The sequence below is a fragment of the Enterococcus innesii genome, assembly GCF_022846515.1.
Classification (GTDB): domain Bacteria; phylum Bacillota; class Bacilli; order Lactobacillales; family Enterococcaceae; genus Enterococcus_D; species Enterococcus_D innesii.
Genome location: NZ_AP025635.1, coordinates 2,518,248 through 2,541,224, shown reverse-complemented (window position 1 = coordinate 2,541,224; position 22,977 = coordinate 2,518,248). Strand labels below are relative to the sequence as shown.

19 protein-coding genes are annotated in these 22,977 nt (G+C 40.1%); 5 read left to right on the top strand and 14 right to left on the bottom strand.

Translation table 11 applies throughout. The features are described from left to right. Positions 1-33: 33 nt before the first annotated feature. Positions 34-786, top strand: a complete 753-nt coding sequence (locus ENLAB_RS11900; RefSeq protein WP_005232077.1) for a MurR/RpiR family transcriptional regulator — start codon at positions 34-36, stop codon at positions 784-786. A 205-nt stretch (positions 787-991) separates the two neighbouring features. Here the strand turns inward: ENLAB_RS11900 and ENLAB_RS11895 are convergent, their stop codons facing one another. Then, the gene (locus ENLAB_RS11895) at positions 992-2,320 is read right to left on the bottom strand and encodes a PTS sugar transporter subunit IIC (RefSeq protein WP_005227522.1); all 1,329 of its coding nucleotides are present in this window, start codon (positions 2,318-2,320) and stop codon (positions 992-994) included. 145 nt (positions 2,321-2,465) lie between these two features. Continuing rightward, positions 2,466-3,179 carry a GntR family transcriptional regulator gene (locus ENLAB_RS11890; RefSeq protein ID WP_016611336.1) on the bottom strand — a complete coding sequence of 238 codons (714 nt, stop codon included), beginning with the start codon at positions 3,177-3,179 and terminating at the stop codon, positions 2,466-2,468. Positions 3,180-3,346: 167 nt separating this feature from the next. Here ENLAB_RS11890 and ENLAB_RS11885 point away from each other — a divergent pair, with 167 nt between their 5' ends. Then, positions 3,347-4,786 (top strand): glycoside hydrolase family 1 protein, encoded by a 1,440-nt coding sequence (locus ENLAB_RS11885; protein WP_200126130.1) that lies wholly within the window; start codon positions 3,347-3,349, stop codon positions 4,784-4,786. A 504-nt stretch (positions 4,787-5,290) separates the two neighbouring features. Here ENLAB_RS11885 and ENLAB_RS11880 read toward each other — a convergent pair. After that, a complete protein-coding gene (locus ENLAB_RS11880; RefSeq protein ID WP_439711688.1) occupies positions 5,291-5,395 on the bottom strand; it encodes a putative holin-like toxin in 105 nt (34 codons plus the stop codon). A 367-nt stretch (positions 5,396-5,762) separates the two neighbouring features. On the opposite strand from ENLAB_RS11880, the gene ENLAB_RS11875 reads away from it, so the two are divergent. Next, complete coding sequence (locus tag ENLAB_RS11875) at positions 5,763-6,596, top strand: helix-turn-helix domain-containing protein (RefSeq protein WP_081119003.1); 834 nt, start codon at positions 5,763-5,765, stop codon at positions 6,594-6,596. Further along, positions 6,589-7,008, top strand: a complete 420-nt coding sequence (locus ENLAB_RS11870; protein WP_244351223.1) for a DUF2000 domain-containing protein — start codon at positions 6,589-6,591, stop codon at positions 7,006-7,008. The genes ENLAB_RS11875 and ENLAB_RS11870 overlap by 8 nt, the downstream gene beginning before the upstream one ends. A gap of 282 nt (positions 7,009-7,290) precedes the next feature. Here the strand turns inward: ENLAB_RS11870 and ENLAB_RS11865 are convergent, their stop codons facing one another. From ENLAB_RS11865 to ENLAB_RS11855, 3 genes are all read right to left on the bottom strand, one after another. Continuing rightward, positions 7,291-7,833: a DUF3267 domain-containing protein gene (locus ENLAB_RS11865; protein ID WP_244351222.1), complete on the bottom strand. Its 543-nt coding sequence runs from the start codon at positions 7,831-7,833 to the stop codon at positions 7,291-7,293. A gap of 59 nt (positions 7,834-7,892) precedes the next feature. Continuing rightward, complete coding sequence (locus ENLAB_RS11860) at positions 7,893-8,210, bottom strand: hypothetical protein (protein WP_077453670.1); 318 nt, start codon at positions 8,208-8,210, stop codon at positions 7,893-7,895. A 360-nt stretch (positions 8,211-8,570) separates the two neighbouring features. After that, positions 8,571-9,677, bottom strand: coding sequence for a GGDEF domain-containing protein (locus tag ENLAB_RS11855; RefSeq protein ID WP_244351220.1), 1,107 nt, complete (start codon positions 9,675-9,677; stop codon positions 8,571-8,573). A 174-nt stretch (positions 9,678-9,851) separates the two neighbouring features. Between ENLAB_RS11855 and ENLAB_RS11850 the strand changes: the two genes are divergently transcribed. Further along, positions 9,852-10,592: an EAL domain-containing protein gene (locus ENLAB_RS11850; protein WP_077453672.1), complete on the top strand. Its 741-nt coding sequence runs from the start codon at positions 9,852-9,854 to the stop codon at positions 10,590-10,592. Positions 10,593-11,103: 511 nt separating this feature from the next. Here ENLAB_RS11850 and ENLAB_RS11845 read toward each other — a convergent pair. The 8 genes from ENLAB_RS11845 to ENLAB_RS11810 all read right to left on the bottom strand — a co-directional run bounded on the left by ENLAB_RS11845 (position 11,104) and on the right by ENLAB_RS11810 (position 22,968). Further along, positions 11,104-11,451, bottom strand: a complete 348-nt coding sequence (locus ENLAB_RS11845) for a DUF7006 family protein (protein WP_077453673.1) — start codon at positions 11,449-11,451, stop codon at positions 11,104-11,106. Positions 11,452-11,907: 456 nt separating this feature from the next. After that, a complete protein-coding gene (locus ENLAB_RS11840; protein WP_244351218.1) occupies positions 11,908-12,249 on the bottom strand; it encodes an EF2685/EF0750 family sortase-dependent surface protein in 342 nt (113 codons plus the stop codon). 31 nt (positions 12,250-12,280) lie between these two features. Then, positions 12,281-12,850: a hypothetical protein gene (locus ENLAB_RS11835; RefSeq protein WP_244351216.1), complete on the bottom strand. Its 570-nt coding sequence runs from the start codon at positions 12,848-12,850 to the stop codon at positions 12,281-12,283. 23 nt (positions 12,851-12,873) lie between these two features. After that, on the bottom strand, positions 12,874-13,392 hold the full coding sequence (locus tag ENLAB_RS11830) for a hypothetical protein (RefSeq protein WP_077453676.1): 519 nt from the start codon (positions 13,390-13,392) through the stop codon (positions 12,874-12,876). 38 nt (positions 13,393-13,430) lie between these two features. Next, positions 13,431-17,609 (bottom strand): hypothetical protein, encoded by a 4,179-nt coding sequence (locus tag ENLAB_RS11825; RefSeq protein ID WP_244351214.1) that lies wholly within the window; start codon positions 17,607-17,609, stop codon positions 13,431-13,433. 378 nt (positions 17,610-17,987) lie between these two features. Further along, on the bottom strand, positions 17,988-19,463 hold the full coding sequence (locus tag ENLAB_RS11820) for an AcpB/EbpR/MafR family transcriptional regulator (RefSeq protein ID WP_244351212.1): 1,476 nt from the start codon (positions 19,461-19,463) through the stop codon (positions 17,988-17,990). 318 nt (positions 19,464-19,781) lie between these two features. Beyond that, entirely contained in the window at positions 19,782-22,025 is a 2,244-nt protein-coding gene (locus tag ENLAB_RS11815) for an ATP-binding cassette domain-containing protein (protein ID WP_244351209.1), read from the bottom strand. 361 nt (positions 22,026-22,386) lie between these two features. Then, on the bottom strand, positions 22,387-22,968 hold the full coding sequence (locus ENLAB_RS11810; protein ID WP_081118990.1) for a GNAT family N-acetyltransferase: 582 nt from the start codon (positions 22,966-22,968) through the stop codon (positions 22,387-22,389). Positions 22,969-22,977: the final 9 nt, after the last annotated feature.

Here is a 22,977-nt window from a genome sequence, read left to right as displayed (position 1 = left end):
TCCTGTTACAATTTGTAACAGGAGGGGATTACTATGTTGTTTCTTGACTATCAACCAGACTTAAATGAAACGGATATTGAGGTATATAAAGCAATTATTTCAGAGGTAAATGCAGTTGCTTCCATGAGTATTCGAGAATTAGCTGAGAAAAGCCATACGAGTACTGCCAGCGTATTACGCTTTTGTAAAAAATTTCGCTGTACCGGTTTTTCTGAATTTAAAATTTACCTTAGTGCGTATCTCGAATCTCTTAAAGAAGAAAAAGAGGTAAAAACACTTGATTTTGAGAGTGAACTCTTGAATTTTTTAGCACGAACACAAGACAAATTCTTTGAAGATAAATTTGATGAGGCAGTTCACTTATTGATGGAAAAAGAGCTGATCATTTTTATTGGCGTAGGCTCCTCAAATGTTGTTGCTGAATATGGTTCTCTTTATTTCTCGTCACTATTTAACATGGCGATTCGCATTGAAGATCCTAGTAATTATCCTATTAATTACCTATCCACTGAGTTAGCAAAAAAAATGTGTATCGTCGCTTTATCCGTTTCCGGCGAGACCACAGAAATCATTCAATATTTAAATCATTTGAATCTATCAGAAAGCTCAGTAATAGGAATTACCAGTAGCTCTAATTCAACACTTTCTAAATTAGCTGATATTTCAATAACCTATAATATTTCGCTAGAAAAAATTAATGAAGCTGATATTACAACCCAGATACCGGCAATGTATATTATTGAAAAGTTAGCCAAAACCGTGAGAAATAGAATGGAAACTCAATAGATTTGTATAAAAAAATTCTTGCTAATAAATTCTTCAGGTAATTCTTTCCGTCTAAACACAAGTTCACCGACCGATATTTCCACAAAAAAAGAGACTCACATACATCTATGTGGTCTCTTTTTGTTATATAGATTTGTTCAGTTTATTTGTTTCACTTACCTTTGGTTTGAGACGACTTCAAAAAATCTTGTGAAGTTTCCTCTTCTCAATCATTTGCCTCTTCATTTCCTATTGTTGAGGTAACTTTTTCATCGATACGTAAAAATGGTAAGTAGATAAAAACACTCACAGCAATGATCGCAATTTGTAAGACTGATGCTCGCCAATCGCCACCAGTTGCTAAAAATCCAGATATGACGGGAGGAGTGGTCCAAGGTATCTGCACGACTACATGATTGATCAAACCAACAGCTGTCGCAAAATATGCAACTGTTAGGGAAAAAATCGGCGCCAATACAAATGGAATAATCAAACTAATATTGAAAACAATTGGTAAACCAAAAATGATTGGTTCACTGATATTAAAAAGTGCTGGAGTTACGGATAATTTTGCAAAGTCTTTGTAATCTTTACGACGACTAAAGATAAAAATAGCAATTAGCAAAGCAATAGTATTTCCTGATCCTCCCATAACAGCAAACGTATCTTTAAATGCCATGTTTATGATATGTGGAATATCTTCTCTATTCGCATAAGCAGCCATATTCTCTTGCATATTTTGAATCAAGAACGGATCGAGAAGTGAACCTGATATCACTGCTTGATGAATTCCAAACCCAAAAAAGAGATTTGCAATTGAGGTAATTAAGAGGAACCCTGGTAAACCTGTCGTTACCCTACTTAAAGGCCCAGTGATTAGAGTAGTAATCAACGAATTAACATCCATATTGAATAATTGATTGACAGCAAATGAACCAATTGCGAAGGTAGTCACAGTAATCATGATTGGAATAAGGACGTTAAAAGACTTCAACACAGCTGGAGGGATATTTCCTGACAATTGAATTTGTAACTTTTTATTATTAGATAACTTAATAAAGAGTTCCGTAGCAGCTAAGCCCACAAAAATTCCAACGAACATTCCTGACGCACCAGTATGAGTGACAGGAATAACCCCACCTACTTCCAGCGCTTCTTGACTTCCTTCTGGTGTAAACATCGTCATCATAGGGGTGAGAACAATAAACGTTGAAATAGCGACTAGAACAGCAGCAATATGATTTGTATAATTTCTGCTAACACACATATGATAAGAAACTGCCGCAACAACTAATAGTGTCGTTATACTTAGCGTTCCATTACTGATGGAAGTCCCGATCTCTTGAATCGTCGTTAATGTTGCTGGATCAATAATATTTCCCATAAATCCTGTTGGCTCTAAAATAACATAGTTGATCAATGTAACAAATCCCGCCAACATCATAAAAGGCATAAAAGTGGCGAAAGCATCCCTTAGTGTTCGAAGATGAATCTGGTTCCCTAACCTTGTGGCTATTATTCCGAACTTTTCAAAAATAGCATCTTTTTTACTCATAATTCCAATCAGTCTCCTTCTTTAGTTGTAAGCGATTGCTTATGGGATGATCATACACCAGTTCTTCTAAAAAGTAAATATCTTTATCTAAAATTATATATCTTTTTTTGAAAGTCAAAAAAAGACCAACGAAATTCGTTAGTCTTCACTTCTCAACAAAAACTGCTTCAAAAATAAAATCTTTGTATAAATGTCTCGAAAGAGAATATTCAAACGGTATACCAGAAGACAATGACACCACTTTGTCTACCTCTATCATAAACTCGCCTGGTTTTACAGAAAGAATTTCCGCATCGAAATCATTTGCCACATCCCCTTTGATCCAAATATGGGAAGATTTAATCTCTAGACCAAGCTCATTTGTAATGTAGCCATATACAGAACGTTTCAAATGCTTTGGTTCTAACCCCGGTATAACAGAAAGTGGCATAAACGTTTGCTCAATAGAATAAGGCTGTTCATCAATAAAACGACTTCTAATAATATTATAGACATACTCTTTTTGATTTATTTCTAAAATTTCTGCCACTTCATTCGATGGCAACTCAATTGAGAACGTATGGATTTCAGAAGTCACATGTTCTTCCCCTACTAAATCAAAAAGACCTTCATTTGGTCCAAACACTTTCGAATTATCAATTGGTCTGCGTAGAACTTCCGTTCCAAATCCACTACGTGTTCGTAAAACTCCCTCTGATACTAGCATATCAATACCTTTCTTCACAGTGAGCTTACTTGTTTGATACTCATGCGCAAGTTCATCGCCCGTAGGTAATTTTTCACCGATTTGATAGGTTCCATTGGCAATTTTTTTCTTTACCTCCGTATAAACCTCCATATATTTTGGCTGTTTCTTCATAACTTACTCCCTCATACTCATCTCTATTACTTATACTTTAACATAAAAATTGTCTTTTTACAGCTAAAACCATACCCACCATAAAAAGATATATATTTTTAATAAAAAGTATTTATTTATGTCAAAAGCAATGTTACACTGTTAAAAACGAACAGGAGGAAACGATAATGTCAATACATACTCAGTTAACATTTCCAGATGACTTTTGGTGGGGATCCGCTTGGTCAGCAGAACAATCTGAAGGGCGTGGAGAAACAGGAAAAGCAGAGACCGTATGGGATCGGTGGTTTCACGAAGAACCTCATCGTTTTTATAAACGAATTGGACCTAGTATTACGACAGACCATATCCATCGTTACCACGAAGATATTCAATTGATGAAACAAACCGGGCACAATTCATTTCGGGTGTCTATCTCATGGGCACGAATGTTTCCAAATGATGGGGTTGGTAAAGCGAACGAGAAAGCGATAGCCTATTATCGAGATCTTTTTACCGAAATGAAAAATAATAATATCAAAGTTTTTGCGAATCTCTATCATTTTGACATGCCAGCAAAATTACAAGATAAAGGGGGATGGGAATCACGTGAAGTTGTTGAAGCTTATGTAAATTTTGCTGATACCTGTTTTCTAGCGTTTGGCGACTTAGTTTATCATTGGTTCACCTTTAACGAACCTTTGGGGCCAATCTTGGGCTCTTATTTAGAAGATTTTCACTATCCAAATCTCATTGATTTTAAACGTGGTGCTCAAGCAGCGTTCTTTACCATATTAGCCCATGCAAAAGCCATTCAAACTTTTAAAAAATACCAGCTATCTAGCAAAATCGGAGTAATTCTCAATTTGAGTCCGACTTTCCCAAGAAGCCAAAATTCAGCAGATAAAAAAGCAGCAGAAATTGCGGATCTTTTTTATACTCGTAGTTTCTTAGATCCCATGGTCAAAGGAGTATTTCCAGAAAAACTAGTCTCTTTGCTGGAGGAATATGACCAATTACCCGTTGATTTCAATGACACAGACCTAAAAATTATTGAAGAGAATACCGCGCAGATACTTGGTCTAAACTACTATGAACCACGCCGTGTCAAAGCAAGAACTTCTGCCGTTAATTTAGAAAGTCCATTCTTACCAGAATGGTTCTTTGAACCGCATATTATGCCTGGTCGTCGAATGAATGAATATCGTGGATGGGAAATCTATGAAAAAGGAATTTATGATTTATGTATGGACATCAAAAATAACTATGGAAATATTGAATCCTTTATCTCAGAAAACGGTATGGGTGTTGCTAATGAAGAACGGTTCATGGATGAAAATGGACAGGTGATTGATGACTATCGCATTGAATTTATCCAAGATCATCTCGCCTATTTATGGAAAGCAATTCAAGATGGCTGTAATATAAAAGGGTATCATCTATGGACATTCATTGATTGTTGGTCATGGATCAATGCATATAAAAACCGCTACGGCTTAGTTTCTTTAGATTTAGCCACACAGAAACGTACAATAAAGAAAAGTGGCTTGTTTTACAAGGAACTAAGTAAGCAAAACGGTTTTTCCTACGATCTCGAGCGATTGGTAGATCAGCATTCACGAATATGATCGATAGTGATCTGTATAGAAGAAACCTGTTGCCACAACTCCTCTCTAGCACCTTTTAAGAAGGCGACAGGGTTTTATTAGTAAAAAAATAACCGTTTCCTTGCTAAAGTCGACGGTTATTTTTTTGTTATTTTTCACTGTGGCTAGGATACGAAAGAGCAGCATGGCAATAAATGTACCAGAATTTATCTGGAACTTATTAGCTACTAGTTTCGATAATAAAGCTTCCCTATTCTTTAAACATTGTATTCGTTTTTAGATGTACAAACACTTTTCAAAAATGACTAAATCGAACACCTTATTTCAATTTAGAATAAGGTTTTTCCTATGTCGCTTGTCGATTTTGTTTGAGAATATCCTTGTTAAAAGTTGAAAAATCACTCTCTTCTTGCTATACTAACTATGTAAAGAGGAGTTGTTGCCACAACTCCCCTGCAGCGCCATTTAAGACGGCGACAGGTTTTTAAACTTAGAAGATAACCGTTTCCCTGTTAAAGTCGACGGTTATTTTTTTTTGTCATTTTTCACTGCGGCTAGGATACCAAAGATCAGCATGGCGGTAAATGTACCAAAACTGATCATTAGCCCGGTTGCTTCCGCTGTGGACAAAAAGGCTTCTCCTTTCTGAAGAGTTAGTACTTACATTCATAAGCACCACCACCTTTCAAAGATAGCCACCGTCACAAGCTTTACTGCAGTCAAATGGTACATACTTCCATCAAAGAAACTTCCAAATGCCAAGGATTTATCATTATTTTTTCACGGTGCATGGTCCATTTGCTGTGATTCATTCCATAGAATCGTCAAAATATATCGCTGTTCTCTCTTCAAGCCTGATCCGCTCTTACCCGACTTTCTCCAGCCCCTTTTCTCAGTCCCAATTAAGGACCTCCCATCAAGAAAAATAGTCAAAAAGTCAATATCGTTCTATTCGCCAAAAAACACTTTTGTTATAGTTACAAAAAGGAGGTTTCAGATGAGAAACGAACGACAAATTATTCAAGATAGCACCCTTGGTGTAGAGGCCTTATTGTTTAACGGTATCCAGCAAGAGTTTCCTAACCATTGGCATGAATATTACGTGATTGGCTTAATGGAAGCTGGCACGCGCAAATTCACCTGTCAGAATACTTGCTATATCGTTGAAGCGGGCGATTTGATTTTGATTCCACCAAAAGCTGCCCATAGCTGCCAGCAACTCACGGAAGAGAAACTGGTTTACCGCAACATCCACTTAACACCAGAGAATATGACGGCGCAGGTGCAAAAAATTTTTAACACTCGATTGACACCCCACTTTCCTGAACCAGTCATTCGTCAAGTAAAAGAAAAAGAGGAATTCCATGCGGTGCACCAACTATTGCTGTCAGATCAGGGCGATGAATTTGAGAAACAAGAACGCTTTACTTGTCTCCTTCACGACCTGCTTGTTCAGTATGCGGATTTCACCCACGAACAGACAGAGACGACTTCAAATAAAGCTGCTGTAGCGAAAGCCTATATTGATCAGCACTATGCCGAAAAATTATCACTGAGTGAATTAAGTGACGTTCTTGGAATGAATCAGTATGTCTTGATTCGGCAGTTCACGAAAGCGTATGGCCTGTCTCCGTTTCAATATTTAAGTACGGTGCGCATCAGTGCTGCCAAGAAAAAACTGGAAGCACAAGAAGCAATTGCAGAAGTCGCTTTTCTGACCGGTTTTAGCGATCAAAGCCATTTTACCCGTATCTTTAAAAGTTTGATTGGTGTCACCCCGAAAGCTTACCAAACAATTTATCAAGAAGATGGAGTGAATATGAATGAATAACCAAGAAAAATGCGTCATGATTATCGATGAACAATTACCGATTGGATTAGTCGCGAACACTGCGGCGATCTTAGGTGTTACTTTGGGAAAACTGTATCCAGAAGGAATCGGAGAAGACATCTATGATTCGACTGGTAACAAACACTTAGGAATCGTCAATTTTCCGATTCCTATCTTGAAAACAAACAAAGAACAATTGCAGACCATTCGCGAATCGATTAGCCAACAGGCAGACCAAGATGTCACTATCATTGACTTTTCCGATGTCGCCCAAATTACTAATTCCTATGAGCAATACCGCCAAACCCTCGAGTCGATTGCTCCAGAAAAGCTGGCTTATTTTGGTATTTGTCTAAAAGGCAAGAAAAAGCTTATTAATAAAGTTGCTGGTAGTTTGCCGTTGTATCGGTGAAATCGCTAGTGAAAAGGCAGCCGTCTAAAATTTCCTTTTGTTTCTGACAGTTCTTCTTTACAAAAGCACTGTTCATCTGATAGCCTAACAATTTTCATTTACAATAATCCATGGAGATAGCCTAACTGGTGGAATTTCGTCGACTAAATTCTACCGATTAGGTTATCTCTTTTTTTACAAAAAAATGTTAGTAGAAAATCCCTAGATTTTCCACCAACACTAAATATTCTAGACCTATTTTCCTTCGTTTTCTATTCTTACGAGTAGCCACTGAAAAACATCTTATTCTTCGTGATAAATATTCAACCCTACTTCAGTATCTTCCACACAACTGTTCGCTGGTGCTTTAGCAATAAGATAAAGAAAGTAAAAGTCTCCCACGCAACTAGCGGCATGTACGGAAGCGATCCAAGTAAAAAGAGACACGGTCAACCAACCAAAAAAGTAAAAAAGAAAAAGACCCCCAGAAATGCCAATGAATGGTGCCAATAAAATGATGGCAAATTTTCCTTTTGAATAAAAGGAATGGGGACTCGTGGCATATGCTACCCCATTTTTGAACCCAAACTTTACCTTCCCTTTGGGGTCAAAAAGCTTGAAGAAGGCACCGTGGATCAATTCATGAATGATGATGAGAACAATATACGTACCCATTAAGATCAAAAGTCCGATGAAAAACGGGGGTTCATTAGTTGCTCCGTGACCAGCTACTGTTAAAAATGTAAAAAAGACATAGAAAAAAATCAAGGCAGGGATTGCTGCGAGATTCAATCTCTTTATTGTTTTTTGATCATCCATCAAATTGATTTGTTTGAGTAATTTCATCGCTGTTCTCCTTTTTATTTTCGACATTTTTCTTAGTACATGATTTCTATGAATTCCCTTTACCCAGCCAACAAGAGCAGCAAACACAAAACCAGTGCCGTTAAAACGAATAGGAAATTGATCGTTTCTGGCGCACCTTCAATTCTTCTCTTTAGTGGTGGAGGACGAAAACTTGGATTCATGCTTTTCGTTTGGTAGTCCACGCTGCTTGATAAAAAGCTGTCGGAAGGGATCATAAACACCAAAAGAACGCCATAAATAATGGATGCCGGAATCAGGAGTGAGCATTTGGCTAGGTAACCAATCAGCAGACTCGCGATCAAAGGAATAGCTACGTACAAAGCACTTTGGTACAGTGTTCGCCGAATTGGTTTCATAGGGAAGTCTCCTTAGTAGTCATCGTTACACACATCACAAAATAATTTTATTTACTTATCAAATAAATATACCATTACTTTCAAAGGGTGTAAACACGCCAGAAAACCATGTCGATGCTGCCAAGTGCGGCTGCCCAATGCTAGGTGCAAAAAAAGAAGTGGTTTCTCTCCACTTCTTAAAAAGTACTCTACTTATTTTTTCTCTTCGCTTAACCTCTAAAAATAATCGGTAAACCATTTGGTAAACCGTTATACTTGCCAAATTGCTCCCTCTCTTCCTTTTGACAAAGATATGACTCTGGAAAAAGAAACCTATGATCCTTGTCTCTCTATTAAAACTTCTTCTGAAAAGCAAACGTCTCAAGAAAAAATAATCGTGCGATTTCTGCCTTTCCTTTTCGCTTCATACAAAGCTTGATCGGCTTGGTAAAAGGTTTCTGAAATGTCTAAGGCTGGCTCGGCTTCTGAAATTCCTGCTGAAAAATAAAGAGTCAGTTGAGCTGCATCTAAGTTCAACTGTTCCTTCCTTAAGAATGCATGGAACTCTTCAATGATATTTTTTACTTCACTTAAAGTATGTCCTCTAAACAAGACTAAGAACTCTTCGCCCCCGTATCGATAGACCTCCACTAAAGACGGATCTTCGATTTTTTGGTCAAGAAAAGTCGTCAGTTTTTCAGCGAAAAACGTCAAGGCTTGGTTACCGATTTGATGTCCATAGTGATCATTGATCTGCTTGAAATGATCCAAATCCAACATTCCTACAATTAGTTGATTCTTTTCAATTAATGTTAGCTTGGAGATGTCCTCGTTTAGACTGCGAAAATTTTTTATCTTGGTCAACTCATCATAATTGCGTTCAATGATTTTTGTGTTGATTTTTTCGAGAAAGTTTTTTTGGTTATGAAGATAATACTTCCACAAAAAGAGAATGATCCCTGAGCCAATCCCTAGAAATACAACATCGCCAAAGCCAATTTCTCGGCGATAAAAAAGTCCTGAGTCGACCATTGGCGAACCAACAGTCACAAGAATTGAAAATAGATAAAAAAAGGTGTGATTTGCTTTACCGAAAAATGTTTTCTTTAATAAGTAGGTCACGATTAAAATGACATAATTTAAACCGATAATAAAGAACATAGCTTGCCAATCAAATTTATTGATCAATGCAAAAAAAGTTAGCAAAATAACGGGGACCAGCCCAACTAAATAGATTTTTTCTTTGAGGACGCCAAAATAATAAATAAAGATCGGAATCGTATATTCATACGCAACATAACCAATACTATTTAAAGAAAATGATATAATAAAGTAGACTTGCGAAATAAACAGAACAATGCCGATCAGAATTTTAAACGAAAGACGCAAGTTTAATTCTTTAAAATTTTTGATAAACAGATCATACGATATAAGCAAGCTCACGACTAAAATAGCATACATCGCAGTATAAATCAGATGGATAATCATACGACTCCTTCTTTCTTTGCTTATTCTTCTTAAGAATATCTCGCCTATTATTGAAGGTAACGCTTCTTTCTAGCAGATCATAGACGAGCATGCGAGCGATTCATGGAAAGGATCAAGAACATTCTCCCTTCATGAAACCAAAATTAAAGCTACTCCAGAAAGGAGCAGAAACCAATGGCTGAAAAAATTGAACAAGAACTCTTATCGATATTTCCCCAATTATACTTTGATGCCCAGCCTATCTTTCAAATGAAACAAGATAGTCAGAAAGTGATTGGCTACGAGTTATTATTGCGAAGTACCGAAAGAAATAGGTTTCCCCTTTCTTTCTTCCAGCAAGTGATCAAATACAAAAAACTACACACTCGCTTACTACAATGGTATCGAAATGAAATTTTCAGCTTGCTTCATCCCAACGAAAATACAAAAATTAGTCTCAATATCCACCCGCAACAACTTAGTTATCCAGAAACCTTTCTGATGTTAGCAGACTTAGCCCCTTACCATAATCGTATTTTGATTGAGATCACCGAAGACGATACGGAACCTTCCATCGCCTGTGATCCCAAATCCTTTCTTATGAACAAAATCAACCAAATAAAACAGATGCACTTTTCTGTCGCATTGGATGATGTAGGGACGGGCATTCATTCCCTGACGAATATTGCGCCAATGCTGGACAAAATCGACGTGATCAAATTTTCGCCTATCTCATTGCGCGTGCTGCCCCAAAAAGAGATTTTCTTTTTGATCGACTTCTGGCGCAATATCGCCAGTAACCGCCAGCTCCAATTTATCGTTGAAGGAGTGGAAACCTCCGATATTCACGAGTATTTGCTTGAAGAAGAGATTTTTCTTCAACAAGGGTTTTACTTGGATAAACCTGCCCCTGCGGATCAATTGAAAAAAAGATAGGCTAGAGCAGTTGCTTTCTAACACTAATTAACAATAAACTCAAACGATCGTTAAAAAGCAAACAGATGCCTTTCAAATATAACACAAATAATTTTATTTGCAGAATTTTTGCTGGTTGCGATCATTTTTTGCCCTTATTTACAAAAACCGTGTAGGTCACTTCTTCAATCAGGCATTTTACACGAAAGAACTTAGGAACAAAAGAAAAGACTATTCCCAGCATGACTAGCGCAGTAACGAGGAAGCGAAATAGAGAGAAACATTACCACAAAGTCGGCTTTTTGGTAGTGTTTCTCTCTATTTCAGGTCTTTTTGCACTTCCATCTTCCAATTGCATCGTACACAGTAACAGTCCATTTCTTTAGCCAAAAAATTCATTTTTTATGCTTGACTGTTGATGGCTTCCCCAAAATATATCACTCCTCCAACCTGCGTGCCGATAGGAATCAAAAACAAATGAGCAAAGTCTCTTCTCATTGCTTTACTATGGGAAAATTTAGCTGTGAGTGGCTTACTTAATATTGAATATCAGCGAGTGCTTCGCTTCCATCCCAAGAGTATACCCGCAAAGCTCTTTGAAGTAGTAATGATAATCCTGTTCAACAATTCGGATGATCTCTTCATCTGTAAAATCATCAAATCTCATCAAATCAGTGATCAAGACAAGTTTTGCATCAATGCCTAAAATGACAGGAATTCTTTCCCAAAACGTGTCTTGCGAGATGTCTTGAACCAAACAATTGAGCTGATCCAATTGTTTGGCAACATAATGTGCTAATGCACCATTTGCTCTGAGTGACCCTGCTAACTTTTCTTGGAATTTTTCTATATATTCTTTTTTTGATGTAAAAACAGTCATTCTATGCTCCGCTCCTTTACAGTCATTTCTTTTATCGTAGGTATCCTCTTTGTTACTAAGGTGCTTGTTGCTTTCACAACCATTATCAATGTTGGCTAGTTTTCATCAAACACCCTATTCAACCCTTTTAGTAGGCAGGCTAAAAAATATTTTTCTTACGTTCAAACGATCAAGTAAACCAACCTTTGTGACGAATGCATCCTTATGGCTTGCTGTATACTATTCATCGTCGACAAATTTTTCACCTGCTTCATTATTGCAAAAAATTTCTTACTTCTGTTTTCCGGTACAGTCACAGCAGATGGTATTCCTCGATTCATTGCTCGTTGAACAGTAGAATAGGCAGCAGCAAGCTTGTCCTTTGCTTTTCGTGCTTTCATAGAAACTAAGAAAAAAGAGAAACTGTGGGATTGCGCACAGTTTCTCTTTTTAACGTTCGACTTTGTAGTTGATGCTTTACGGAACAAATCGTTTGCTGAAGGATCTTTTTCTTCTGATCAGAATGAACAGCACCAATGCTAAGAGTAGATACCCCAAAGATAGCAAGAACTGTTGATTTGAAGTGCCAGTTTGCGGTAATTTCCCTTGTCCAATTTGAGAAGCATCTGCCACGATCGTTATCTTATAATCATTGTCGCACTTCGGTTTCTCTTTCAATTCACTGGTAGCTTCTCCAATCCGCCCATTTACCGTGATTTGTCCTACTGTCGGATCAGCTGACGCAATAACCGGAAATCCCCAACCAATGATAGCTAAGCATCCGATAACTACAAAAAACAATTTGCTTCGTTTTTTCATGCGATTGATCCCTTCTTTATTGGGATGTTATTTATTCCTCATCAGCCAAATCAGGCGCAAAGCTTAAGACTAAGTTGAAGCTCGGATTGGATTCTTTACTTGAATCCACTGGAGTTGCTTCTCCATTGAAGCCAAAATCGCCTTCAGCATTGGCACCTGTATTACCCGTTAAAGTGAATAACTCAGTATCCACAACGGTTGCTTCACCATTAGCAAACAACTCGATGTTATTTACGTTTAACAAATCAACCTCGCCCATATTCAATGGCGTATCAACATCGGAAACTGAAACGATCACGCCAACAGCTGAGTTATTGATTACTTTATAGTTAGGTGAAACAATCTCCGTATGGCTAGATGCTTCAGTAGTATAAAACAATGCTGTCGTCGGAATCGTCACATTGATCCATTCGTTTGGATCAACTGGATCTGGTCCAGGGGTGGTGTTATCAAATTCCCCGATGATCCCGTTTACTTGGATTTCTCCTGAAGTGTTGCCATAACGTCCATCAATGTCTTGTGTCGCAAAGGCTGTTACACCACTTGCTACTACTCCTGCGATCGTTGCGGTACTCAAAATAGCTGCTACTAATTTTTTCATTCTTATTTCCTCACTTTTCTTTTTTAATTTTTAACGATAATCGTTAATTCTGCTTCAGTGACCCCTTGCTTTTCTTTGGTCTCAGGGTCGTAGATGTTGATCGTGGCTTTGGCAGGATATTCGCCTTTAGCCAATGGTGTGGTCAAATTGACATTTTCCACAAATTGGTTTGGATAGATCGCACCGGAAGAGTAGATCACTTCTCCGCTAGACAGTAAAGAGATATCCACGGCAATTGGATAAACGTTCGTTCCAGGGTTGACGATCTCGATCGAGCCGGCACTGTGGCCGTCTTCAAAAAGAGCGGTTGGATTGATTTGCAGGGTAAAATAATTGGCATCTGCGATTTCCTGCGCCCGCTCAGCCAATCGCTGGTCGGTGGCATCACCGGCTTCAGGCAACAGGTCAGCACTGATCAAAGGAACGGCTTCTTTTGATGGATAGAAATAGTACCCGATCCCACCAGCAAGTACTGCCAGTAGCAACAACCACAAGACCCATTTACGTTGTTCCTTTTTTTCGGTTTGATTCGTTTGCTCCAATGGATTCACCTCCTTAGTGTTAGGTACGATCATGTTGCTTAATCTCTGGGTACGAATCGCAAGATGATGCGATAGTTTGGTACCAATGAATCTTCGTAATAGCCCCCTTGGTCCTCTTCTGCATCTACGACCCACCGAGGATAATCACCGTAAAAATCACCAGTCAATGAAATCGGTGCCCGGCTCCTTTCTTCTAAACGCATCAGGGGTTGTTCTTCCATTGCTTCATAGAGCTGGATTTCCGTTTCTTCCGTTTTTAGATTCAAACGTAACAACGGTACCGAGATGTCGTCATAGGTCAGGATAGGGTCTTCCTCTTCGCTTTCACTTTCCGCATAATCAAGCGGATCTTCGCCAGCTTCTAAGAGCACGATACCGGCACTATCATCAATAGCTACTTGATTGATGTAGGTAGCTACTGCCAAGGAAGAGTGATTACGGATCTCATAAGTTTGACTCTCAAAATTACGATTAGACTCCGCCGCATTGTATAAAGATTCGAAAACCATTTTCGTCGGGATCGTCACCCGCATATGCTCAAGTTTGGAAGTCACGTCAATACCGATCACCTGTTGATAGGCTTTATTCCCCACTTCAAGCACCGCATAATAGCTGCCATCTTCGTCAACATCCAAGGTGACATCCGTATCAATGACACGAAAATCAGTCGTCATATCGGCATGAGTCAAGACATTTTCGGCTTGTGCTCGGCTTTCTTCCAGAATCAAAGCATGGAGTGCTGCTTCATTAGCTAGTTCATTGACTTTGAAGCGATCCAATGTGATATTGTAGGCTTCAAAATCCACCCCTTTGATGACTGTGCGACGGGCTGTGGTATCAATTAGTGTCTCAACAGAAGGTTTTGATAAGAAGACTGAAACTTCTGTCTCCGTTTCCAAGCGTTCATTTTCTCTCAGTTGGATGCGGAAATACCGATAGAGTTCACTTTCATCACGGTATCCTTCCCATTCGATACGTTCAGAATCCTTGGTCAACTCAACGACCTCACCCGCCGTATTGGTGTATGTCACGACTGTGACATCTGTATCTTCATACATTGAACCAGTGATCTCAGTGGACTGATCACTCAAGGCATCAATTCGTGCCACCAACCCTTCTGGTTCAGAAAAAGCGATACGACGATAGTTATTGGCACTGATTGCGGCAACAAAATCCACATCATTTAATGAGGAGATAGATCCATCCGCATTTTCCACACTGATATAACGAGAACGCGCATTTGCGTTGAATGTTCCCCATGACGGGTTGACCCCATTGTTTCGATTGATCCGCAATCTACCTGAAACATTGATAAATTCTTCATTGGGTTGCTCACCAGTTCCTGTCCAAAGGGAAACTTTTTGATTTTCAAAATTGATCGATAATCCATTCGCCGCGGTATTATTATTCGAACGAATCAATTGCTGTAATGTCGTTCGACTATTTCCTGCACGTGTCGTAGGATGGATCAACTCAAATCGTTGAACCCCTTGAAGATTTAAGCTCGCACGGGCGTTTCTAAAATAAATCATCTCACTACGGTTTACTTCGGTTTCGACTAGAAACACCGCTTCTTCATCCACCGTTATAGTATTGGCAATGTCGATCATCGGTCGACTGGTTGAACGATTCCTCGTTCTACCAGCATCTGTCACATGAAAATTAGCATTTTTACCAATCGTCATTTCACTGAAACGCCGTGTGCTTGAGTTAAAGCCATTGGAAGTATTGGCATAAAAAGAAGCACCTTCTTCCATGACAAAGCTAGCTCCTCGCGGGGCGTAAAAAGCAGGTCCTATTTGCTCTATCGACATTTTCGCCCCTTTACCCAGGGTGACAACGCCGTTCGTATTATTGACCCGAATCGCCCCAGCATCATTTCGGTTGCGCTCACGGACAACGGTAAGTTCTGCTTCTTCACCTAAAGTAAAAATATGACTTACTCGAAATGGTGAATCAGATAAGGTTTCTGAAACAGTCAAGTTCCCACTGGTTGCTTCCGTATGATAGATTTTTGCTTTGCTACCTGTGACAAACGAACGAATCGTACGCCGTCCGGTGAAGCCGTAACTGGCTTTTGAGTGAATCTCCGCTCTATCGCCTACATAAACATTCGTTGTCGTGGTTCCATAAAAGGCGATCCCCCGTACTTCGACGAATAGCTTACTGCCTTCTTCCATCGTAAATTGAGAGCTAGCACGGGTCAGACGAATCGCTTCTGCCGTTCGAGTAGATGTTCGATTGATATGCAATTCTGCACCAGCCTCTAGTTTTAGCTCATCACGCAAACGAATAAAGTTTTGGTTGTCATTGGTTCCGTGTTCAGATAAAAAGAGCTTTGTTTCTTTCCCTACGATCATTCTTCGAGTGGAACCGTTGTTTCCGGTCAAACCTTGACCGGATGTCAGATTGATGACATTTTCCTCACCGAAATGCAGTTCACTTGTAGTAGCGACCCCATGAAAAATCGCTCCTCGTTGCGTAATCGTCATATGATTGTTATTGCCAGAAACAAAGCGAGCATTTGCCGCTTGCAATTGCAAGAATGCCGCATTAGTGATAGTAACTTGGCGCTTAGAATTCAAAATAACATCATCACCCGTAACGAAGGAATCACGAACAGAAAAACGGCGCACATTTGAATTATTATTCGCACGCTCTTCTAGCTCAATATGGCTACGGTCCTCCATGCGAAACGTTTTGATCATCGTATCGGCAGTAAAACCATTACCGGTGGTTGCATCTATCCGAGCATTTTCCCCCACAACGACATCCGCTAAAGAAGCGGTCAGGACTGGACCGGTCTGATTGACAGTCATCTGAGTAAAGGCACCGATGTGGACCTCTGCTTCTGCACTGCGCAAATGGATAAAGGCACCAGTTGTCGTTCCTGTGCGTGTCCCAGTAATCACCGTTGGCCGTTCAGCAGAACTATTTTCGACGATCAATCGGCGTCCGGCATTGATCGCTGGTGTGGCGCTAACTGTTCCAAATTCAGAAAACTGCACTTGACTTCCTGCTTGGATCACCACTTCCCCAAGGGTACTCGTCGTATTGCCTGATAATCCTTGACCAGTTCCAACGTCAAGTGTCGCTCCCGCAGCGACCGTCAAGCGGCTATCTTGGTTGGCATTTGGTACAGAAACCACTGCCCCAGACTGACGGATCGTCGTCACACTTTCTTGCCCAAATACAAGTGTGGCTGCTGCTCCAGTCAAATGAAAGACGGTCCCAGTATTGGTATTTGCCGACCGTGTGACGGAAAATACTGCTTGTTCCGCAATCACTCCTTGATTTAGTTCAAAAATCGGAGTGGTATTTGTGGAACGATGATCGATCGTAAATTCCCCTTCGACGGTCAAGCGGTTTGCAGTAAATAGTGTCGGAATCGATGCGGCTGCGGTCGTTAGCCGATTGCTGCCTTTGAAATGCAGGTGCGCTTGATCATTATTCACCAATCGTCCAGTAGACGTTGTTAGCTCTAGTTGAGTATTTTCAAAAACGATCGTGGATTGCCCAGTTGTTTGAGCCAAACCTTGGGCCGAAGTGATCCCTTGCAGCTGAAGACCTTGCCAAGTTAGTTGCACTGGATTGGCAAATTGCATCAAATCATTCGCTGTTGCTTGAGAAATGACTGCTTGTTGCCCAGTAAACGTAACATTTGTCCGCTGAATCTCGCTGATTGGTGCAGTCAAAGTGAAAGTGCCAGAAAGAGTCAGAAGGATGGCTTGGTCATTAGCGATTTGTCCATAGTCATATAAAGTGTCTTGACTATCCGTATAGGATTCTCCTAATAAAATCGCCCGAAGTTGCTCCTCACCTTCAACTGAAAGTGCCAGGATTTCTGCTTCTGTGTCCAAGGCTTCGACTTGTGGTTCTTCCACATCTGCCTCATCATCAACCTCGTTTGCCAAATCTGCCTCGTTCGTGCTTTCTTCTGGCAATGATTCTTCTACTAGCTCTTGGTCTTCTTGACTAGCTGGGGACGAATCTTCGGGAGAGTCAGAGGGCGCCGGGGGTTCTTCACTGCTTTGCTCCGTTATTGCCGGAAAGTCAGCTAACTCATCCGAGCTACTCGTTGACTCAAGGTCAGATGACGCGCTCGCTTCTGTAAGCGAAACAGTATCTGCCTCAACTACTTGTTGGAATGTCACTATCGTGTTGATTCCAGAAGTACTTATTAGTAGTAAAGCAGAAAACAACGTAATTAATTTCATCATGTCCTCCTTTCTTCAAGTATTATTCAGTAATATGAAGTCCTTATGCCTAGGCTACTCGCCCCCTTTTCCCATAGAATCGTCCCATAAATCTTCGTTTTTAAGAGGATAACTTTCTTATGTAGTTGTTATTTGACAAAACCCTAACTTAACAACTTTTTAAAGACATTTGATAAATTCAAATGTCTTTTTTTGTCGATTCTCAAAAACGAAGGTTTATGAGACAGAATAGCTGTAAGTGTTTCACACGTGTGCCTTACTAACACTTAGGATACCGTGGTCTCAAAACAAAAGAAAATCATTATTTTCATCAACGCCTGAAATAGATGAAAATAACAATCGTTGTCCTTTCTAAAGCTTCCTATCACAAGCTTTGTACTAAAAAAGAGGTGATTGGGCTGAGCTTAATTTTCTTTCCAAATAGTCCCAATCTTGCTCATCTGGAAGTGGTTTTAGTAAGAAGTACTCTGTTTCGATATGATAGTCAGAGAGGTAACGTGGATAATTTGTGACAACCATATCGATATGGGTCTCATTCAAGGCTTCTTTGGTCAAGTATTGTAGTGGAATAAAGGTCAAAGAATGCCGGTTTCCAAATTGACGGAGCGCGCGTATTTGGATATGCTGACAAACAAAATGATCTCCTTCTAAAAGAAAATAGACTGTTTTTTTGGAAGCGTAAAAATCGAAAATCAATTCACTATATAGCGTGAGACTCACACATACATCCTCAAGATAACTTGTGTTTAGAGCGAGCTTGTTGCGATGTTCTTCAAGAAAATGCAAATTTTTCTGGTAAAGCTCGCAATTCGAGCGCATGATTGCTTCTTTGATATCACTCATTTCTTTGTTCAAGACAGGGGTGATTTGATGGTTGAGCTTTCTTGATAGGAAAAAGGACCGTAAGAAGGTTTGGATAGTCGCTTGCTTTTCTTGTGGTACGTCTCGTCCCCTCAAAAAGAGTTCTGTCATTTCTGCAATTTCTGATCCCCGATTAAAATGCTGATAAAATTTCTGTTCTTGTTCCTCTTGATTGAATGTTCGCTTACAAAGCGTTACTAGATAGATCCAAGCAAATTCTTCTTTTGACAAATGCAAATCGTAAATACTTTCAATGTCTTCTTTTAAGGTACAAAACGCAGAAAAACCACTACACTTATAGGCAAGTTCCGCTAACTCTTCTGGAAGATCGATCGAACAACCAAGACTGGCACGCTTGATGGCGATGTAAAACGTATAGTTAAAAGCCGCAGGCGTTACCCCCGAACCTAAATCATAATCGCCTGTTTGTCCTTGCAATTTCTCAAGGATCAACTCGTGTAACTCAGGATCTGGAATCATCGTATAGATCGTTTCAGCACCTTCATAATAAAAATCTTTGAAAAACTTCCGCAGATTTGCTTCGCTTCCTTCAATTGTTAAAGGATTGGATGTCCATTGCAAACCATAACTTTTTAATATGGGGTTACGCTGGTTAAGCAAACGGCGAAACGTACTTTCTGAGAAATGATAGTGATGGGCCAATTCATCAACTTTGGCCAGCTTCCCATGGAAAATATCGCCAATGATCTCAAATAAGCATTCATTTTTTAGTAGGTTCTGTTTTCGTTTCTTGTAAATTTCGGCTTGTTTTTCTTCGAAAATAAAGCCGCTATTTCCCGAAAGCAAGGAAATACTCTCAGCAAAATATTCTTTGATATATTTAATGTCACTGGCAATCGTACGCTGAGTCACTTGGTTTCGCTCTGCTAAATCACCAATAGTGAAAATACGGTCACGCTCTATCGTACTCAAAATTCGAAATAAGCGGCTTGTCGTTCGATTACTAATAAAAGCCATCTGTAAATCTCGCATATTTTTTCTCCTTGTTTAGTGTTTTCTTTTCTTTACTATTACACAAACAAGAGAAAAAGCGAAACATTTATGCATATTTTAATCATTTTTCTTAAAATTATGTACGGAAAATGATATAAATTGTAAGTTATTTTCAAATCCAAAATTGATGACTTCTGGCATGAAAGCAGCACTCTATATTATGGCTATGTACCGTCCTCTGCAATAAAATGGTCGGTGGGCTTTGACCACAGTTACTCGCTCAGAGACCAACAGTTTTTTAATCCCATCAAAAAAACCACACCTGCCTCTCTAAGAGTCAAGTGTGGTTGATAGGTTTTATTTTTCAAACAGATACTGCGCAGTAATCGACGATTGACAATTGATCAGTTGGTCTGGGGTTCCTTCGTACAAGATTTCACCACCACGAATTCCACCATCAACACCGACATCGATCAGCCAATCCGCTGCTTTCATGACCTCAAGGTTGTGTTCGATCACGATCACCGTGTTGCCTTTTTCCACTAGTCGTTCGATGATCGCCAAAATGCTCTTGATGTCTGCCATGTGCAATCCGGTCGTTGGTTCATCCATAATGTAGATATTGCCTTTTTTGCTTAATTCTTTTGCTAACTTCAGTCGTTGGCATTCACCGCCAGACAAGGTATTTAATGGCTGTCCGAGGGTCATGTATCCTAGTCCCACAGCCAAAATCTGTTTTAGTTTTCTTTGAATCGCTTTTTCCTCAAAGAATTCCACCGCTTCTGTGATGCTCATGGCAAGGACTTCATCGATCGACTTGCCTTTCAAGCGATACTGGTAGACTTCTTCTTTAAACCGTTTGCCGCCGCAGGCCTGACACAAAACCTCGACGGAATCCATAAAGGACAGTTCCATCTTGATGGACCCATGGCCTTTGCACGTTTCACAGGCGCCTTCGGAATTGTAGGAAAAAAGACCTGCTGAGACCTTGTTTTCTTGGGAAAATAACTTCCGAATGTCATTCATGATCCCAGAATAGGTCGCTGGATTGGAGCGGATATTTCCCGCCACCGCTGATTGATCGATCGTAATGGCTTCGGGGTATTCTTTGGCAAAAACCCCATTCACTAAACTGCTCTTTCCAGAGCCAGCGACACCGGTCACCACTGTAAATACTCCTAATGGCACCCGCAGTGCTGTATTTTTCAAGTTATGCAGCGTCGATTTTTTCGTTTCGATAAACTGATGACTCTGGCGAGGTGCTTCTTTAAAGTCCACCATCTGTCCAAATGCTTTGCCAGTCAGTGTATCTGAGCGCAGCAATCCTTCAAAGGTTCCTTCGTAAGTAATATAGCCGCCATTTTTTCCAGCTTTAGGTCCGACATCGATAATATGGTCGGCTGCTTTAATGACATCTGGATCATGCTCCACTACGATGACGGTGTTCCCTTTGTCCCGTAGTTTGACTAACAATTCATTCAATCGATGAACATCCCTTGGATGCAGCCCAATACTCGGTTCATCAAAAATGTAGATCACATCGTTCAAGCTAGAAGACAAGTGTTTGACCATTTTTACCCGCTGACTTTCCCCACCAGAAAGCGTCGTTGTTTCACGGTCTAAGGAAACATAATCCAATCCGATATTGATTAAATCAGTGATTCTCGCTTGGATGTTTTGAAGTAGCGGTTGAACACTCTCCTCCGAGATTTCTTGAAGAACCGTCAATAGTTCATCCACTTGCATCGCCAAAACGTCCGCAATCGAATAGCCCGCGATTTTGCACGCGAGTACTTGTGGGTTGAAGCGTTTTCCCTGACAGTCCGGACACTTCTGCTCATTCATGAAAGAAGCGATTTTCTTCTGGGTAGCAGCGGAGCTTTCATTGCCGCCCTTGATATTGGAGCGATTAAAACGAGCGACTAAGCCTTCATAGGTGGAACTCATGCCTTCCATATACAAGGAATCGATTTTTTCTCCTTGGGCATACAAAAAGCGGTTCATTTCTTCTTCGCTATATTCTTTCAACGGCTTGTCATTGTCAAAAAAGCCCGTATTGGTGAAAGACTTCAGCAGCCAAGAGCCGACTTTGTAGCCAGGAAGCAAGATCGCCCCTTCGTTTAAGGACTTTTCAAGATCCAGTGCTTTTTCTAAATCTAAGCCGACGATGCGCCCAATCCCTTCGCAAGTGGGACACATCCCATGAGGGTCATTGAAGGAGAAATTCCATGCAGGACCTAAATACGGTTGACCAAGACGAGAAAAAAGCAAGCGAATCAAGGGATTGATATCTGTGATCGTCCCTAATGTGGAGCGGGAATTACCGCCTAAACGGCTTTGATCGACCACTACTGCCATCGAAAGATTGTCGATGGCATCGGCATCGGGCTGGCTGTATTTTGGCAAAAAGTTGCGAACAAATTTCGAAAAGTTCTCATTCAGCTGTCGACCTGCTTCTTGTGCGATCGTGTCAAAGACGATCGATGACTTGCCTGAACCAGAAACACCCGTGAAAATCGTGATTTTTCTTTTGGGAATCTTCAAGTCAAAGCCCTTCAAATTGTTCTGCCTGGCGTTGTGGATCGTAATGTATTCCTGCATGCTATACCCTCCCAGATTCTATTGAATTTTTACAGTGAGCGACCATTATAGCACAAACATTCTCGCTGTTTCTCGGAATTTTGCAAAAAAACTATGTTTATTTTATGTTTTGTTCTCAATGTTGGAATAGCAAGGATAGAGGGCTTATGCGATTTTTCGATAACTATTGCATAGGAAGGAATTTAGCGTGCGAACGAAGTTAGAAGATAGAGCGAAGAAGGAGTATTTTGAATGACCTTAAATTGCTAAAAGGTAAAAAACAGTCCATTTTCCCTTGCTTGCAAAGTGAAATGGACTGTTTTTATGAAATAACCTTTAATCGTTTGAAGCCGAATGTTAGAGATCGGCCAGATCAGCCAGATCAGCTCAATACAGTTGACGGAAACGTTTTGATCAATGTCACCGTTTCTTCTGCCCCATAATCCCCTTCGGCATATAAAGCAAGATACTCTTCCAACAAATAGTCAGCAAGGTCTTGGGTAGATTGCGTAAAACCAGCCTTTTCGTAAGATCTGACTGCAGGGATATTTTTTCTCGACGGCCGCATCATCAATTTTTGAATGCCGAATGTTTCATGTAAATGATCACCGAGGGTGACGATCGCATCGGTACCAAATCCTTTGCCGCAATGAGCTTCCCGATTCAACCAGATATCCAGTTCTGCTATGCCGTCTTTTAGATGAAACGAGGAGTAACTAATAAAGCCAATCGGTTCACCAGCATGTAGAATCAAAAAGCCTCTGCCATTTTGCGGTTGAGCACCAGTAAAATAATACTCTTGATAGTCCTCAAAAAACTCTGTTTCGGTGGCGATCGGTGCATTAGGATAAGAAGGTGGTCCGGAATGATATTTTGTGGTTTCAGAGTGAAAACACCATTGATAGACCGCTTCTTTATCTTTGATTTCCGCAGGGGTTAAAGTGACTTTGTTGCCTGTTAGCATGTGGTGTAC